This is a genomic window from Mycobacterium shunyiense, assembly GCF_058270035.1.
This window is the reverse complement of sequence record NZ_JBZDPT010000001.1, coordinates 317,040-333,767: the sequence shown is the minus strand read 5'-3', so window position 1 is coordinate 333,767 and position 16,728 is coordinate 317,040. Positions and strand designations below refer to the sequence as shown.

At 67.1% G+C, this 16,728-nt stretch carries 16 protein-coding genes and 1 pseudogene; 3 read left to right on the top strand and 14 right to left on the bottom strand.

Features of this window, described 5'->3' with window-relative positions; genetic code table 11:
• Window positions 1-7: 7 nt before the first annotated feature.
• Complete coding sequence (locus tag AC4ELS_RS01695; RefSeq protein ID WP_064879050.1) at window positions 8-658, bottom strand: GNAT family N-acetyltransferase; 651 nt, start codon at window positions 656-658, stop codon at window positions 8-10.
• A gap of 85 nt (window positions 659-743) precedes the next feature.
• Complete coding sequence (locus AC4ELS_RS01690) at window positions 744-1,103, bottom strand: DUF488 domain-containing protein (RefSeq protein ID WP_448442816.1); 360 nt, start codon at window positions 1,101-1,103, stop codon at window positions 744-746.
• A 20-nt stretch (window positions 1,104-1,123) separates the two neighbouring features.
• On the opposite strand from AC4ELS_RS01690, the gene AC4ELS_RS01685 reads away from it, so the two are divergent.
• A complete protein-coding gene (locus AC4ELS_RS01685; RefSeq protein ID WP_064959415.1) occupies window positions 1,124-1,324 on the top strand; it encodes a hypothetical protein in 201 nt (66 codons plus the stop codon).
• An 11-nt stretch (window positions 1,325-1,335) separates the two neighbouring features.
• Here AC4ELS_RS01685 and AC4ELS_RS01680 read toward each other — a convergent pair whose 3' ends face one another.
• From AC4ELS_RS01680 to AC4ELS_RS01665, 4 genes are all read right to left on the bottom strand, one after another.
• On the bottom strand, window positions 1,336-3,954 hold the full coding sequence (locus tag AC4ELS_RS01680; RefSeq protein WP_499045452.1) for a helix-turn-helix transcriptional regulator: 2,619 nt from the start codon (window positions 3,952-3,954) through the stop codon (window positions 1,336-1,338).
• A gap of 145 nt (window positions 3,955-4,099) precedes the next feature.
• Complete coding sequence (gene nagA / locus AC4ELS_RS01675) at window positions 4,100-5,245, bottom strand: N-acetylglucosamine-6-phosphate deacetylase (RefSeq protein ID WP_498883478.1); 1,146 nt, start codon at window positions 5,243-5,245, stop codon at window positions 4,100-4,102.
• Window positions 5,246-6,031, bottom strand: coding sequence for a glucosamine-6-phosphate deaminase (gene nagB / locus AC4ELS_RS01670; RefSeq protein ID WP_448442810.1), 786 nt, complete (start codon window positions 6,029-6,031; stop codon window positions 5,246-5,248).
• Window positions 6,032-6,043: 12 nt separating this feature from the next.
• Window positions 6,044-6,514, bottom strand: a complete 471-nt coding sequence (locus AC4ELS_RS01665) for a PTS sugar transporter subunit IIA (RefSeq protein WP_448442808.1) — start codon at window positions 6,512-6,514, stop codon at window positions 6,044-6,046.
• 135 nt (window positions 6,515-6,649) lie between these two features.
• Between AC4ELS_RS01665 and AC4ELS_RS01660 the strand changes: the two genes are divergently transcribed.
• A complete protein-coding gene (locus AC4ELS_RS01660) occupies window positions 6,650-8,245 on the top strand; it encodes a PTS transporter subunit EIIC (RefSeq protein WP_499045449.1) in 1,596 nt (531 codons plus the stop codon).
• A 26-nt stretch (window positions 8,246-8,271) separates the two neighbouring features.
• Here the strand turns inward: AC4ELS_RS01660 and AC4ELS_RS01655 are convergent, their stop codons facing one another.
• From AC4ELS_RS01655 to AC4ELS_RS01630, 6 genes and pseudogenes are all read right to left on the bottom strand, one after another.
• Window positions 8,272-8,715: a hypothetical protein gene (locus tag AC4ELS_RS01655; RefSeq protein WP_499045447.1), complete on the bottom strand. Its 444-nt coding sequence runs from the start codon at window positions 8,713-8,715 to the stop codon at window positions 8,272-8,274.
• A 116-nt stretch (window positions 8,716-8,831) separates the two neighbouring features.
• Window positions 8,832-9,401, bottom strand: a pseudogene (locus tag AC4ELS_RS01650) (hypothetical protein); the annotation flags it as partial.
• A gap of 74 nt (window positions 9,402-9,475) precedes the next feature.
• Window positions 9,476-10,030: a chorismate mutase gene (locus AC4ELS_RS01645; protein WP_499045444.1), complete on the bottom strand. Its 555-nt coding sequence runs from the start codon at window positions 10,028-10,030 to the stop codon at window positions 9,476-9,478.
• Entirely contained in the window at window positions 10,030-11,064 is a 1,035-nt protein-coding gene (locus AC4ELS_RS01640) for an LmeA family phospholipid-binding protein (protein WP_499045441.1), read from the bottom strand. The genes AC4ELS_RS01645 and AC4ELS_RS01640 overlap by 1 nt, the downstream gene beginning before the upstream one ends.
• Window positions 11,065-11,126: 62 nt before the next feature.
• On the bottom strand, window positions 11,127-12,293 hold the full coding sequence (locus tag AC4ELS_RS01635) for a hypothetical protein (RefSeq protein WP_499045439.1): 1,167 nt from the start codon (window positions 12,291-12,293) through the stop codon (window positions 11,127-11,129).
• A complete protein-coding gene (locus tag AC4ELS_RS01630; protein ID WP_064879147.1) occupies window positions 12,286-13,236 on the bottom strand; it encodes a metal-dependent hydrolase in 951 nt (316 codons plus the stop codon). Before AC4ELS_RS01630 ends, AC4ELS_RS01635 begins: the two co-directional genes overlap by 8 nt.
• A gap of 133 nt (window positions 13,237-13,369) precedes the next feature.
• On the opposite strand from AC4ELS_RS01630, the gene AC4ELS_RS01625 reads away from it, so the two are divergent.
• Entirely contained in the window at window positions 13,370-13,987 is a 618-nt protein-coding gene (locus AC4ELS_RS01625) for a TetR/AcrR family transcriptional regulator (RefSeq protein WP_499045436.1), read from the top strand.
• On the opposite strand, the gene AC4ELS_RS01620 is transcribed toward AC4ELS_RS01625, so the two are convergent.
• Window positions 13,932-14,945: an alpha/beta fold hydrolase gene (locus AC4ELS_RS01620; protein WP_499045434.1), complete on the bottom strand. Its 1,014-nt coding sequence runs from the start codon at window positions 14,943-14,945 to the stop codon at window positions 13,932-13,934. The two genes, AC4ELS_RS01625 and AC4ELS_RS01620, sit on opposite strands and share 56 nt — an antisense overlap.
• A gap of 18 nt (window positions 14,946-14,963) precedes the next feature.
• A complete protein-coding gene (locus tag AC4ELS_RS01615; RefSeq protein ID WP_499045431.1) occupies window positions 14,964-16,724 on the bottom strand; it encodes an N-acyl-D-amino-acid deacylase family protein in 1,761 nt (586 codons plus the stop codon).
• Window positions 16,725-16,728 lie beyond the last annotated feature (4 nt).

Below are 16,728 nucleotides of genomic sequence, written 5' to 3'. Positions count from 1 at the left end.
AATCCCGCTACCCGGCGGCGCCGAAGGCGTCGTCGGGTGTACGCGGCAGCGCATAGAGGGCCATGCGACGGTTCGACATCTCGTGCTCGCCCAGGAATTCACACCCCGCCCACTCACACAGCCGGCGAGCGCCGGTGTTGCGATGGTCCGGGTCGAACATGACCCGCCGGCAGTCCGGGTCCAGTTCGAACACACTGGCCACGATGCGCGGCAACAGGATCGGGCCCATGCCGCGGTTGACGAATCTGAGATCAGCGATCGCAGCGTGCATGCCGATGTCGTGCGGGTCGGCGGCATAGCGGGGCGCGATGGAATCCTTGGCCGCCCGATACAACTCGACGTAGCCGGCAGGCTTTCCGCGGAAGCTCGCGATCAACGGCCGCGAGTACTGCCCGTCCAGCTGGGCCTGCAGGTAGCGCCGCCACCGCTCGGGGGCCCAGTCGTACTCCCAGGCTTCGACCAGATGCGGACGGTTCATCCACTCCGAGATCAACTCGGCGTCAGCGTCGGCGTCGGCCGGCCGGATGTCATACGGCTCGGCCAGAACCGGGATGGGCGCCGCGTCGACGGCGCGTACCTCGTCGGTGATGTCGGTCAGCTCGCGTTTGAGCACGGGGGCCCCTGGCAAGTCGGCCACGTCGGTATCGATATCGCTCATTTGAGCGCCGAGCCTACCGTAGCGAGTGAGGGTAGGTTTACCTTCCTCCCGAGCGCCGGGTGGTCCGCCGGATCGGTGGGCCTGCTCAGGCGAGGAGCTTGGCCAGCACCGTCAGATGGCTGAGTTCGACCTCGCGGGTGGCGGTCACCAAGGTGACCGGGCCCTGGCCCACCAGCGTGCGCAGCTCGTGGAAGGCCGCGGACTCCTCACCGGACTGCAGCTCCTCGGTATAGCGGGCGGCGAAGTCGTCGTAACGCTCGGGCTTGTGGTCGTACCAGTGCCGCAGTTCTGTGGACGGGGCCACCGCGGGCAGCCAATGACCCACCCGCGGATCGGTTTTCTTCATGCCCCGGGGCCACAGCCGGTCGACCAGAACCCGCTTCCCCTCATCGGGTTCGGGCTCCTCATACACGCGGGCCAACCGCACACGGTTCTTCGCGGCCATGCCGTGCCATGGTAGTTGGCATGAGCCTCGATCGGGTCGAAGATCTACAGCGCTGGCAGGATTCCGGCGCCCACTGGCGCGTACTGACCCGCACTGCGGACAGCCTCACGATCTCCTTGCTGCGCTGTGACGGAGGTGAGGAAGTGGACCGGTTCACCTCATCCGACCCGCGACTCCTCGCATTCGTCGGCGCCCGCACCGCGAGCGACGACGAAACCTGAGACCGGCAGCGTCACACCGCCGGGCCGAAGCGCGCCAACCGGGCCAGATGATCGCGGTCCTCGACGCCGAGCTTGGCGAACATGCGGTACAGATGACCATCGACGGTGCGCACGGACAGGCACAGCCGGCCCGCGATCTGCCGGTTGCTCAGCCCCACCCCGACCAGGTCGGCGATCTCCCACTCCCGATGCGTGAGCGGCAGCGGGTCGCCGGCACAGCGCAGCGCCGGGGTGCGCGCCCCGGTCTGGCCCGCCAGCCACAGCGCCCTGGCCGCGGATTCCAGTTCACTGCCGCGGCAGCCTGCCTCGGCGTACATCCTGGCTGCGTCGGCGGCGGCGTCGGCGGTGAGCACCAACGCACCCAGCGCCTCGAACCGATCCGCCGCCGCGATGAGCAACGCGGGATCATGCCGTGTCAGACCGAGACTGTGCGCCCCGACGGCTTCCGCCACCCGGGTACCGCGCCGCCGCGCCAACTGCTGAATCCGCTCGTGCCCTGACGAGTCCCCGAATCTCAGTGCGGTGTGCAGGGCCGTCAGCTCGATGGCGTCCATCCCGCTCGCCGCGGCGATGTCTGCCGCCGCTACTGCGTGAGCGATGGCCGGGCCCGTCTCGCCCGTCGCGGCCGCAGCCCACGCGCGGCCCAGCTCCAACTCAGGCCGGAACACATCGCGTGGCCCGGCTGCGGCGGCCTCGGCACGCACCAGGGCTGCAGCCGCCGCAACACCGTCGCCACGCATTCCCTCAGCTTGGGCCAGGCAGGCGACGACAACCATCAGCCACCCCGGCGGCAGGCCCTGCGGGGTGGCCCACACCGCCGTCTGCAACGCATCACAGGCTGAAGCCAGGCGGCCGCGGGCCAGCTCCACCCGCCCCTGCAGTGCGGTGCCGATGGCCTCGGCCTGCGGCGAGCCGGCCGCCTTCTCGACGTAGGCATCGCAAACGCCGTGCGCCTTGTCCAGCTCGACATCGCCCAGGGCCGCCGACACCCGAGCGAAGACGAACCAGTAGCGCGGCGAGCCCGACACACAATGTTCGGCCGCGAGCTCACCCGCATGCGCCACCGCGACGGCCTCGTCCGACCGCCCGGACAAGGCCAACGCGCTCGACGTGGCCAGCGCGGCCCATACCGTCGCCGTCGGCGGCACCTTCTGGTCCAGTACTGCGGTGCCCAGCGCGATCGCCTTCTCCAGCTCACCGGTGTGGAAGGCGAAAACCGCCTCCATCGCGGCCACCAGGGTCACCGTCTGCGGGCAGTGCAGCTGTTCGCGGAGCGTCGAGAGCACCTCATGCGCCGCGTCCGGGCGGGCGCATCCGAAGAACAGATTCGATGCCCGCAGACAACCCCACCGGGCCAGCATCGCTTCGTCGTCGGGATCCGGCACCGACCGGGCCAACAGTTGCTCGGCCTGCTCGCCCCGGCCCTGCCAACTCATCGCGTCGGCCAGGACGATCACCGCGGGCATCCCGGCACCGTGATCTACCGCGTACCGCGCAAGCTCTTCTCCGAGAGTCAGATTGGACATGGTGACCGCGCTGGCCGCGGCATCGGCGATAACGTCCGGATCCGCCGGGACATCGCCTCCCACCATTAATCGAGCCAGCTGGATACGACCGCGCACGTCCGGCACCGCTCCGTTACCCGGTGATTGAAGGTGTGCCGCCAGCAGCGACGCCAACTGTGTGTTGATCTGCCGGGTTCGGGTTTTCGAGCATCGTTCGCGCGCAACCTCACCGATGAGCGGATGGCCGGGTTGCACCAGGGTGCAGGCGGCATCGTTGAGCACCTGGATCGCTCCGCGCCGTTCCACGCTGGCGATCGCGTCGAGGTCGCAGACTGCTGCCAGCACATCGAAGTCGAGGACCTCGGCGGTGGACACCATCTCGACCACATCCCGCTCGTTCGGTGTGAGCGTGTCGAATCGTGAATTGATCAGGGCGTGCAGGTCTGCGCTGGCCCGCAGCGGCCCGCACAGCCGCCACCGGCCCTCATCGCGTACGAACGCCTCGTCGCCGAGAGCCGCGTTGACGACGCCCCGCAGGTAGAGCGGGCTGCCGGAGGAGAACCGGTGTAGTTCACCGACCGCGCGCGGGTCGACATCACCGTGCAGCACCGCTGCCATCAACTCGGCGGTCTGCGCCCGGGTGAAGGGCTCCAGGTCCAACCGCAGCAGCAACTGTTCCTTCCACAACGCGGTCACCGCATCGGATGTGGGCACCCGGTTCTGGATGGTGACGATGAGTTTCGCCGCGCCGTGCACCGCCAGCTGCTGGACCAGCAGTGCCGACAGCTGATCGAGGTGCTGAGCATCGTCGACCACGATGACCAGGTCGGGTTGGGCGGCCAGCGCCTCGTGCGCCGCGGCGAGCATCACCGTTGGGTCATGCGCGTCCGTCAAGGTGAGTGCGTGCAGAAACGCCCCGAGCGGTACCGCCTGCCCGGTTTCGGTGCCCAGGACAAACCGCACCGGACGCCCGTCGGCCTCCATTTGCTCGGCAAGTACCCGGGCCAACGCCGACTTCCCCACGCCTGCCCCGCCCGCCAGCACCACACCACGGAAGTCGCCACGCAACGCCTGCGCGGCTTCACGCAGTTCAGCATCCCGTGCGACGAATGGCCAGTCGGACAAAAACGACCCCTAGGTACTCGCGCCGTACCCGGCTGACGGTACGCCGGTACCGGAATATGTAACGGTTATTCGCAGCGGGCGCAACACGAATCTTTGCCTCAGGAAACAGTTCTCGGGTTTCCCGGCAGCTCGGCCCGGTAAATTGCTACCCCGCCGGTTCAAGCTCCCATACACCCCGCCGCAAGACCCCGGTGATCGACAGATCCGGATCCAGCACCACGAGATCGGCTGCAGCCCCGGGAATCAGATCGCCGGCGGGCAGTCGCAGCGCCCGAGCCGGGTTCAGCGAGGCCTGACGGGCGACGAGCAACAACGCATCGTCGCGGTCCAAACCGCAATGGGCCATGGCGAATCGGACCACCCGATCCATGGTCGCGGTGCTGCCGGCGACCGTATCCGTCCCTCCGACACGGGCGACCCCGTCCGCCACGTCGACCGGCACGGGCCCCAGCTGGTAGCGACCGTCGGGCATGCCGGTGGCCGCCATCGCATCGGTGATCAACGAGGCGCGATCCGGCCCGACGGTGCGCGTGACGTGTCGGTAGATGGCCGGATCGAGATGGACGCCGTCGGTGATGAGTTCGACGGTGACAGCCGGATCCTCGATCAGCGCGATCACCGGGCCCGGCTCTCGCCGGTCGACCGGACGCATCGCGTTGAAAAGATGGGTGCCCACCGTGGCGCCGGCCGCAATCGCTGCGCGGGTCTGTTCGTAGGTGGCCTCGGTATGGCCGACAGCCACCACCACGCCGGCGTCGACGAACTGCCGGATCGCGGCCGGCGCACCGGGACGCTCTGGAGCGATGGTCACCATCCTGATCGTTCCCGCCGCGGCGGCCAGCAACCGGTCGATCTCGGCCGGGTCCGGGTCCCGCATGAGCGCGGGTTGATGAGCACCGCACCGCACGGTCGACAGCCACGGACCTTCGAGGTGTATGCCGTCGATCAGTCCGGCGCGGACATCCGCCGCCAGTGCGCCGACCTCGTGCAGCAGGTCGTCGGGGCTCGCGGTGACCAGCGAGGCGATCATGGTGGTGGTGCCGTGGCGACGGTGCAGCGCCACGGCGGCCGACGTATCGGCCGTCGAGGCGGCCGAGAAACTGCCCCCGCCACCGCCGTGGGAATGGGTGTCGACGAAACCCGGCATCACAGTCACCGCACCCAGTTCGCGATCGGCACTTCGGGGCGGGCGACCCGCTCCCACCGCCGTCACCTTCCCGCCCGACAGGTCGATCCACCCCGGCCGTAACAGTTCTGCGCCCGCAATGAGCGTGTCGGCAGTCAGCAGCACTCAGATGCCCTGCCAATCCGGTTTCGCGAGGTAGGTCTCGCGGTAGTAGTCGAAGAGCTGAAGCCGCTGCGCCGCCGCGTCGTCCAGCAGAACCGTGACGTGCGGATGGTGCTGCAGGATGGTGGCCGGCCACATGGCGGTCACGGCGCCCTCGACGAGGTGGTGCACCGCCTCGGCCTTCCTGCGACCGAGGGCCACCAGGATGACGTGCCGGGCCGCCATGATGGTGGCCAACCCCTGGGTGAGGCAGTGTGTCGGCACCGCATCGAGGTCGTCCCCGAAGAACCGGGCATTGTCGACGCGGGTCTGGCGGGTCAGCGTCTTGATCCGGGTGCGCGAGGCCAGCGAGGACCCGGGTTCGTTGAAGGCGATGTGCCCGTCGGTGCCGATACCGACGACCTGCAAATCGACGCCGCCGGCAGTGCGGATGGCCGCCTCGTATGCCGCGCACGCCGCCGGGATGTCGTCGGCCAGGCCGTCAGGGCCCTGCACCGCCCCGGGGGCGAAGTCGACGCGCGAGACGAACACGGTGTCGATGACATTGCGGTAGCGCTCAGGATGATCGACGGGCAGGCCCACGTATTCGTCGAGGGTGAATCCCCTGGCGTGCCGGAACGAGATCTGTCCCGCAGCGCACCGGGCGGCGAGTTCGTCGTAGACCGCCAGCGGCGACGACCCGGTGGCAAGGCCCAGGACGGCGTTCGGTTTACGGTCGAGCAGCCCGCCGAACGCGTCGGCGGCCACCCTGCCGATCTCGTCGGCATCGGCCAGGATGATGACTTCCATCTACTCGACCATCTACTTGGCCGCAGTAAAAAGTTCTGCGCCCGACGGGATATCGGCTCCGGCCGCGACCGGCCCGGCCACTGTCACATTGCCGGGTTCACGTTCGTCCATGACCACTACGGGGACAATGGGATTGAGACCCTTCGCCTCGACTGCGGGCACGTCGTAGGTGATCACCACCTGACCGGCGGCAACATCCTCTCCCTGGCTGACGTGGGCGGTGAAGCCCTCGCCGTTCAGAGCGACGGTATCCAGCCCGAGGTGCACCAGCACACCGACGCCCTCGGCCGTCATGATGACGTAGGCATGCGGCATCAGTTTCAGCAACTTGCCGCTGACCGGCGCGATTGCGTCGATCACGCCGCGCGGCGGATCGACCGCGGCACCGTAGCCGACCATGCCCGCCGAGAACACGGGATCCGGAACATCCTGGAGTGCTACCGCGCGCCCGGCGACGGGGGCGAGTACTCGCGTCAAGCTCACTGTGGTGACTCCTTCTGTGGTGTCCCAACAATACGAGGGCGGCCGGAAGACGGCCGCGAGTTCACGGGTTCTCGTCTAAGCTTCCGCACAGCTTTACGGCGGTTCGCGCCGGGTGGCCAGGAGGACGGTGGTGCGATGAGCGGTACGACGAAACCTGAAGGTGCACAGGAGAAGTCCGGTCTGCGCATACCTGCTTTCGCGCAACTGCAACGGCTCGGCAAGAGCCTCATGCTGCCGATCGCCGTGTTGCCCGCCGCGGGCATCCTGCTACGGCTCGGCCAACCCGATCTGCTGGGCCGGATCGACTCCCCCGTCATCGGCGCGTTCTTCAAGGCGATGAGCGCGGCCGGCGACGCCCTGTTCACCAATCTGCCCCTGCTCTTCGCCGTCGGTGTCGCGATCGGCTTCGCCCGAAAGGCCGACGGCTCGACGGCGCTGGCCGCGGTGGTCGGATACCTGGTGATGGCCGCGGTCTTCAAGACCATGTCCCCCATCGTGCTGGCCGGCGAGGTGGACAAGGCCGGTGACCAGGCTCAGATCAACTACAGCGTGTTCGCCGGGATCGTGGTGGGTCTGGTGACGGCCTGGCTGTTCGACCGGTACCACACCATCCAATTACCTTCCTATCTCGGCTTTTTCGGAGGGCGGCGGTTCGTACCGATCGTGGTGTCCCTGGCCAGTTTGTTCATCGCCTTCCTGATGAGCTACTTCTATCCGATCTTCGATGCGGGGCTGACCGGCCTCGGCCGGTTCATCGGCGGGAGCGGCGCGTTGGGCGCGTTCGTCTACGGATTCGCAAACCGCATGCTGATTCCCCTGGGTCTGCACCATATTCCGAACTCATACGTGTGGTTCCTCTACGGCGACTACCAGACTCCGGACGGCACCGTGGTCACCGGCGAACTCACCCGGTTCGCTGCCGGCGACCCGACCGCCGGCATTCTCACGTCCGGGTTCTACCCCGTCCTGATGTTCGGCCTCCCTGCGGCGGCATTGGCGATGATCCTCGCCGCGAACAAGAAGCAACGCAAGGTCGCGGTTGGCATCCTGTCGGCGGCGGCCCTCACCGCATTTCTGACCGGGGTGACCGAACCGCTCGAGTTCGCGTTCATGTTCGTGGCGTTCCCGCTCTACGTCATCCACGCGGTCCTGACCGGACTGTCCCTGGCGATCGCCTACCTGCTCGACATCCACCTGGGCTTCTCGTTCTCGGCCGGGCTACTCGACCTGCTGCTCTACGGCGGTGCTCCGGCTGCGAAGAACATCTGGCTGCTCATCGCCATGGGGGCGGTGTTCTCGGTCATCTATTTCGTGCTGTTCTACGTCGCGATCACGAAGTGGAACATGCGCACGCCGGGCCGTGAACCAGACGCCGAGTTCGAGGCCCAGGAACAGGCGAATCTCGGTGAGGGAGCCGATGCCGCCGCCGGCGGAGCCGGCGATCCCACTACTGCGGTCGCCGCCGGCGGTTCCGGCACCCTCACCGCACCCGCGCGGGCCGACACTCAGGCCGAGCAGATCATCGCCGCCTTCGGGGGCCGGGAGAACCTCGTCAATGTCGATGCCTGCATCACCCGGCTCCGCATGGAGGTCTCCGACAAGAGCAAGGTCGACCAGGACCGGTTGAAGGCCCTCGGCGCCGCAGGCGTCATCGAGGTGGGCAACAGCGTTCAGGCGGTCTTCGGCACCAGCTCCGAGACGCTGAAGAACGCCATCGTGGACAGTCTCTAGCTCTCAGTCTGTACCCCTCCGGCACCTCACACCGACAGCAACCGGTTGAAGAAATCGCGGTAACGCGTCAACGCGAGGCGGAGATCCTCGGTGGAGGCCTCCTCGCCGCGAGACCACTGCGCCTCGAGCCGGGACCGGGTGTCGGCGAAACTTGCGGTGAGCTCCTCGACGACTTCCGCCACAAGGTTGTCCGCTTTCTGGACAGACTCTTTCGGGTCGTCGACGAATGCCGCCTGAACGTCATTCCAGCGCGAGTGCAGTCCGGACCGATGCTCGTCGGCGAACAGCAGCGTGTTGTCGTCGTGCACCGGCTCGGCCTGGCCAGTGCCTGAATCTGCCGCGGGAGCGGGCCGTGCCCTGTCGGCGGCGCGGGTCTCGGATACCTCCGCGTCCTCTCGTACCCCCGCGCCTCCCGGCACCTCCGCTTCGCGCGGCGGGGCGGTTGCCGCTTGTTCGTCGTGAGTGGTCATGCTCGCGCCCCCTTCGTCGAATCCGTGCCGGTTTGGTTCGTGCCGGTTTCACCCTCGGCTGGGGCGCCGTGCTCGCTCTGGGCCACGTCTTCGGCAGTCCGCGTATCGCGCCCGGTCCGCGTTTCGGGCCCCGCATGCGATTCCGGTGCATTGCCGACCAACTGCTCGAAAAGCGCGCGATAGTGCACGAGGGCCTCACGCTGCGCCTCGGTGCCGATCTCCCCCTGATCCTGAGCAAGGTGCAGGATGTGCGCGGCACGGTAGTGCTCGACCACCTTGGGATGGTCGACCGAGATGTCAGCAGCACGCTGCTCGAAATCGTCTATCGGATAACCACGTTCCCGCATCACCTCGGTCACCAGGCGATCTGCCTCGCCGACCGATTTGGATGGGTTGTCGACGAACCCGGCCTGGGTCACCCCCCACGCCTCGACGTACCGGGTCCGGGATTCTGGCGACAACTCGTTGATCTTCAGCTTGTTGTGTTTGCGTTCGCGCGCAAGCAGTTCCCGCTCCGCTGCACGTTGGCCGCCCGCTCTTTCGACGGCGTGCTCATACTCCGGCCCGAACTGTTCCCTGAGCCGCTCACTGCGCTTCTGACGCATCATCGACGCGCCCACGACCACCGCGAGCAGCACGATGATCACGACGACTGCGGCGATGACGATCCAACTCCATGTAGGCATTTCCTGAACCTCCTGCGGCCAGGGATACCCGCCCACGGTCTACAGAAACGTCAATAGTGGGCTGTGCGCGGTAGTCAGCGGCAATAAGAGCTGGTGGCGTGGTCCAGCGCGCGCCGATACAACGGGTCGAAATTGCGCGCCGCGGCCACGCTCTCGACTGCGCTCGCCAGGTCTGCCCGGCAGGCCGGTGAATGCAGCACCTGCCACTGGTCGGCGATCTCGTCGACCATCGTGTGGTTGAGTCCGTCGATCGTCGTCCTCGACGCGGCCAGGTCGGGTGCGGTCACCGGCGCGGTCGCCGGATCCAGTTTCCATTGCGAGAACAGGCCGTACTCCACGGCGACGGTCGCATCGATCTGATCACGGAACACGTCACGCACGTAGGCCGGGTCGAGGTGACGGCTGTCGGCCTCGGCGGTCGTGGCCACGATGACCTGTTGTTCGCGTTTCGGGTCCTCGATCGGTCCACCGGTACGGAACTTGTTGGCGGCCACCGGATCTGCCGTCTGCAGTCGCTGCGCGGCGGCATCGACGAGCGGCTGCAGCGGGCTGGGTTCCTGCGCCCGGGCCGGCGGCGCGATGGACATGACCGCAAGTATCAGCGCGCCGGCCGCCGCGATTCGGAACATCAGAGCTTCGCAAAGCAGGCGTCGTCAGAACCGCCGTTGGGAATGGACGCGTTCTGGCTGGAGAACTTGCCGACCACTCCGGTGTCGGTCACCAAGACGCTGTCGGCGTGGATCCCTAGCGGGTAGGCGTCGTTGAGCTTCGTCATCAGGGCGTCGAGCGCCGTCTGCACGGTCTCCTTCTCGAACGGACCACTGACGTCGGTGATTTGCAGGTCCAGGTTTCCGTCGTTCACCACGGGCTTGGCGGTCACCTTGGTGTCCCCCACCGCCTCCATGGTGATGGTGCCCGCAGCGGGGTCCGTGCTCACATCGGTCACCAAAGAGCCGACGCCCGGCAGGTTCTCGGCCACCGTGTCCTTGATCCCGGCCGCCGTCCAGGTCAATGTGGCGCTCAACGATCCGATGGTGCCCTTGGAGTCCGAGGTGCCCTGCAACCTGATGTCGGACAGCGCCACATCCGCGGTCATCCCCTTGGCGGCCTGCACCTGTTTGCCGCCGGTCTCCACGGAGATGTTGGTGTAGTGCCCGGTGATGTGCTGCCACAGGAACGGCGGGTTCACCCCGAAGGAAACCGAGGCGTTGTCCTCCACCACACATTCGGCGACCGAGACGAGCAGGGAGCTCGCCTTGTGGCGGGCGAACAGTTCGCCGCCGGTCAGCCCGATCACCACTAGGGACACCGCGATGACGACGATGAGGATTATCGCCTGCGGACTACGCCATTGCGACGAGCGTTTCGCCGGTTGTGGCTCCTCCGGTGTAGCAGGCGGCTTGGTCGGCGGTGGTCCCGCGGGCCGGGCCGCCGCCGGTGGGCGGGGCTTTGTGATCTTCTCGGTCGCGGCTTCAGGGGGCTGACGGCGCGCCCGGATCTGCTCGGTCGCAGCCTCGGGCGGCTGAGGACGGGCCCGGAGCTGCTCCGTCGGCGCCTCGGGCCGGCCGGGACGAGGCAGCCGCCGGGTGGCCGGGTCGGGCGGCGGCACAGGGCCCCGGCCTCGCCGGCCGGGTTCGCCGGGGCGTTGCGGCGGTGTCGGCATCACCGCAATTCTGCCTCATCACCTACTGCGTCAGACGTGTGGCACGCCTGTGGGTTCCCTCCTCATTCCTGGTTCGCTGCCACCGCCGGCGCCACCGCGTCCGGCTGTTGTTGCAGGTCAGCAGGATTTGCAGTGGCCGCTGCCGCAATCGACAGACCCGCGGTCACCAGGCAGGCCACCGTGTACCAGAGGCTCCCGGTGGGGTCGCCCGCAGCGGTGAGGCCGTCGACAGCGCCGAAGTGGGCCGGCAGGGCCGTCAGCCACAGGACGGTCATGACGGCCAGGTACACCGCCGCGTAGCGCAGGATGAGCGGATTGGAGTACCGCACGGTCGCAGGATCGCGGTCCTTGCGCAGGCTCGACCATTGACCGAACAGCACCGGGATCGCCACCAGCACGAGCACCACGAGTTCGGCGGCGTAGATGAACCCACCGACCGTGGTACTCCCCGAGATCGACGTACCCACGGTGGCCGGCAGGGGCAGCACGGCGGTTCCGATCGAAGCCAGGACACCGACGACGATGGTGCGTCCAAGGATCTGCAGCCCGGTGAAGGTCTTGCCGTCCTGGACGTGCCGGCCGACGAACAGCTGCACACAGAACGCCAGCGACATCGGCCACAGCGCAGCGAACACCACGACGCTGGGCAGCGGTACCGAATCGAAGAACGGCTGGTTCATCGGATGATCCAGCGTCCACTCCCACCACCGGAGCTGCGGCCCGATGTGGTCGAAGATCTCGTAGAACGCGTGGTGGACGAACCCGACGCAGATCGCACCGATGAGCACACCGCGGCGGCGGAAGACCCCGAGGATCCGGACGATCTCGTAGGCGACCGTCGCCATCATCGGATAGATCGCGACGATGTAGAGCGGCAGCCGGCCCCACAGGAAGTCGACGGTGAACACGTTGTGCGCGAACATCGTGTCGACGTGCTCGGCGATCCCGAATGCGCCGGGGAAATACAGCGGCGGTTCGATGATCAGCAGGTACGCGATGGCGCCGAACCAGAGCACCAGGTTGGTCGGATCGTTGTGCCGGCGCAGCCGCACGATCGCGTACACCAGGGCCAGCACCGCCCCGACGATCACGGTGAGCTCGAGCACCGGCAGCGTCCAGTTCTCCAGCCCGAACGGGTTGCGCAACTCGACCAGACCGCCTGCGGTGTCACATGAAAAGCCCAGGCGCTGCGCCAAACCCGAGAAGGTCGGAGTACACAGATCAGACATCGGCGGTGCTCGCTTTCTGCGCCGTGGCATCACCTGCGGTGTACCACTGGGTGACCTCGTAGCCGTCCTCGTAGCGCTGGAACCACTCGTCGGCCAATGCCGGCAGTTTCTCGTGGGCCGGATTGTGGCCCGGCACCTGGCTGCGCACGACGCCGGTCAGGGCGGTCAGCATCTCGCGCACCGGCAGATGCGCGAACGCGTTCGCGACCGGCCCGTCATACGGGGTCTTGGTGAACGGAAGCTTTTGCAGCAGAGCCTTTCTCCGCGCCTGCATACCGAACATCGACACCGCGTCGATCTGACGCTCCTCCAGCGGAACGTGCTTGTTGAAGCCTTCGGTGGCGATCTTGAGCACCGCCCAGACGTGTTTGAAGATCGACGGCGCGACCCGCATCCGGTACCACGGATCGTCGGCCACCGCGTCATAGATGATCAACGCCGAGCTGCGGTGCTCGACCTCTTCGACGAAGTGCCACAGGAACAGTGAGGCCACCCGGTCGTCCCCCGGAGCGAACAGCGTGTCGTCATGGTCGAGCATCAGCTTGAACACCGGGGTGAACGTCGCCTCCAGGTCGGCGGTGTAGGCCAGCCGGTATTTCAGCGGCGTCTCGGCAGTCAGGTCGTCGAATGCCTTGACCACGTCGTCGAGGGTCTCCTTGAGACCTGGGTAGGTCTTGATCAGGCCCTTGGCGTGCTGGCGGTGGGCCATCGCGTGCTGGCCCTCCTGCCGGACGAAGGCCTGAGCCTCCTCGGCCACCTCCGGGTCGGTGATGAACGGCATGGCCTCGGTGATCATGTGGCCGATCATCTTCTCGAAGGCAATGGCGAGGAACGACACCGCATTGGCCATCGACGAGAACGCCGGGTTGGTCTCGTTCCACAGGAAGGGGACGCGGTGGTCCGCGAACGCGAACCTCATCTTCCGCACGATCAGATCCGTCATGGGTGCCACCTCAGCTCGTCCAAAGCAATCATACAAACAACGCCGTCTTTGTATGATTACTACACGCGGCTGCGGCCCGTCAACGGCGGGTGGCGATATCCTGCAGGAATGTGGCTGGCCAGGAATCCGGACCGTGGCGCGTAGGCGCGGGTGGGACGGGCGACCGCCCGGCAGCGACGAGGAAGCCTCCGAACGCATCGTGGCCGCCGCTGTGCAGCTGATCGCCGAGACGGGGACCGGGATCAGCATCGCCGACGTCGCGGCATCACTCGGCGTCATCCGCCAGACCGTGTACCGCTACTTCCCCACCGCCGAAGCACTGATGCACGCGGCCGCGATCGCCTCGGTGGAAGGCTTTCTCGACCGGCTCGCCGAAAGCGTGCGAGGGATTACCGATCCCGCCGAGGCGATGACCGAGGGCGTCATGTTCACCCTGGAGGAAGTCACCCGGATACCGCACCTGCGGATCATGCTGTCCGGACCGCAGGCCGCCGCCAGTTCGGTCAACGTCGCCTCCGGCGAAGGTCAGGCCTTCGGCATGCGGATGATCACCCGGTTCGACGTCGACTGGGCGAAGTACGGATACGACGAATCCGCGCTGCGCGAGCTCGTGGAATTCACCCTGCGCACGATGCTGTCGTTCTTCATCGCCCCCAACGAACCCGGCCGCAGCCGAGACGAACTGCGACGCTTCCTCAGACGCTGGCTGGGCGGCGCAATTCTGGCTCAGCCGACCGATGGCGCGCAATGACGTCGCCGAACACCGCCGGGATCAACCGGTTGAAGATATCGGCGCGCTCCCACTGCAGGAAGTGGCCGGCACCCGGAACCACCAGCGGCCCAATGCGATTGAGAAACGCCCGCTCGGTGCGGGGCACGAAATCCTCGCCGACCACGTGATCTTCGGGTCCGTACAGCACCAGGGTGGGCACCTCGACCGCAGCCATCAGCGGGATCTCGGCCATGGCGCGGCCGTAGGCGAGTTGATACGACGCCCACCCCGCCCGTAGCCGCGCTTCGTCGGCGAACGGCTCGGTCATGAAGTCCACCTCGGACTGGGTGAACGCGTAGGCCGAGCCCCACAGCCGGTTGGTATACATCGCCGCCACCCACTGCCTGCGAGCTTCCGGAGTGGGCAGCATCGCGGCGAGCTGGTCGGGGAAGGCGCCCTGCATCCAGCGGTAGTCACCGGTGGGATCGGCTGCGCCGCCGACGAACCCCGGATGTTGGGTGCCGATTCCCGAGTAGTCGACTCCCATGGGCGGCACGGTGTTGAAAACACAGAAGCGCGTGACGAATCCGGGATATCGGTGGATCAGGTCGGTGCTGACGACGGCACCGACATCGCTGGCCGCGATCAGGCAGGACTCGTGGCCCAGTTGGTCGTGGACCAACGCATACAGGTCGCGGGAGTACGTGACGATGTCGTGCTGATCGTCGGGCGGGATCGCACTGTCGCCCATGCCGCGCAGGTCCGGGACGATGACCTCGAAGCCGGCTGCGGCCAAGGCCTCGATGTTGCGCCACCAGATCCGCTTGGTCTCGGGGTACCCGTGCACCAGCAGCAGGGGCACACCGCCGATGCCCTCGCGGACGTACGCCAGCGAAACTTCTTCGGCGACAGCGGCAGTGTGGATTCTGAACGCGTCAGCGGCCGGCGCCGCAGGCTGGGCCGGACGCTGACGCGGGTCGTAACGGAAATCCGCCATGACGAAAGACCCTACTGATCAGCGGGTCCCACGCACCAGACGACCCGGACGGGCCCCGGTGTCCACCCCGTGCCTGCGGGTGACCGTCCCGCTGACGATTGTGGCGTCGTAACCGCTTGCCCCCTGCACCAACCGTTTTCCGCCGGCAGGCAGGTCATAGGCCATTCTCGGCGCATGCAAGGTCAGGCCATCCAGGTCGATCACGTTGACGTCGGCCTTCTTGCCCACACTGATCACGCCGCGGTCCGACATACCGTAGAGCTGCGCGGTGTCGTGCGACTGCTTGCGGATCACGTACTCCAGCGGCAGCTTCTCGCCACGATGACGGTCACGGGCCCAGTGCGTCAGCAGGAACGTCGGGTACGAGGCGTCGCAGATCATGCTGCAGTGCGCGCCGCCGTCGGACAGACCCAGCACGCCGGCAGGATGCGTCAGCATCTCGCGGATCGCATCGTGATTGCCGTCGGAGTAGTTGAACATGGGGTACATCAACATGGCACCGGCATCGGCCTCGAGCATCAGGTCGTACATCGCGGCCAGCGGGTCCATGCCGCGCTGCTTGGCGATCGCCGCGACGGTGCGCTCGTCGGTCGGCTCGTAATCCGGCGGTTCACCGATGTGGTACAGGCGGTTTGCCGCATTCTGCGCCAGCATGAACATGCCGTCGAAGAGCTTGTTGGGATCGATCGGCAGGTCTTCCTCGGCCAGGATCGCCGCGCGTACCTTGGGGTCGGCGAGCCGCTCGGCGAGTTCCTCGCGCGTGCATTCGGCCTGCAGTCGCCGGTAGGTCGGGCGGTGGGTGAAGGCATGGTGACCGGGGAAGCCCAGCAGCATGCCGAATGGCCGCGCCGCCACCTGAGGGAACAACCGGCTACCCGCTTTGTGCGCGGCCGCCGACAGGTCGAGCTGCTCGCGCCACAGGTTGGGGTCGGCGTCGACCTGGATCAGGGCGAAGCTCAGCGCACAGTCGATCTCCTCGCCGAGCCGACGCATCCAGTCGAGTTCCTTCTTGGGTGCGACGATGTCCTCACCGGCGGCACCTTGGGGAGCCAGCTCGAAGACCGCCGCGCCACCGGCCGCGGTGGCCCGGCCCAGCGCGAACAACTCGTCCTCAGCGGCGAAGGTTCCGGGCACCGGCTCGCCGTCCATGGCGGTGTGCGCGATGGTGCGCGACGATGAAAAGCCAAGCGCTCCAGCTTCGATGGCCTCCTGCACCAGTTTGGCCATGGCCTTGATGTCATCAGGTGTCGCCGCTTCGTTGCGGGCGCCGCGCTCCCCCATCGCGTACGCCCGGATGGCGCCGTGGGCGATCTGGGTGCCCATGTCGACGGCCAGCTCACGCTTGCCGATCACGTCCAGGTATTCGCCGAACGTCTCCCAACCCCAGGTGATGCCCTCGGTGAGCGCCGTGCCGGGGATGTCCTCGACGCCCTCCATCAGGGAGATCAGCCATTCCTCCTGGCCGGGACGCACCGGCGCGAAGCCGACACCGCAGTTGCCGGCCACCACGGTCGTGACGCCATGGTTGCTGGACGGTTCGAGCACGGCGTCCCAGGAGACCTGACCGTCATAGTGGGTGTGAATGTCGACGAAGCCGGGGGCGACGATCTTGCCTGTGGCGTCGATGGTTTCGGCGGCGTCGCCGGCCAGTGCCGGGTCTTCGGCGCCGCGCCGATGCACCTCGACGATCTTTCCGTCCTTGATCGCGACGTCGGCGGTGAACCGGTCCGCACCGGTCCCGTCGACGACCGTACCGCCCGTGATTTTGAGATCGAACACGTTT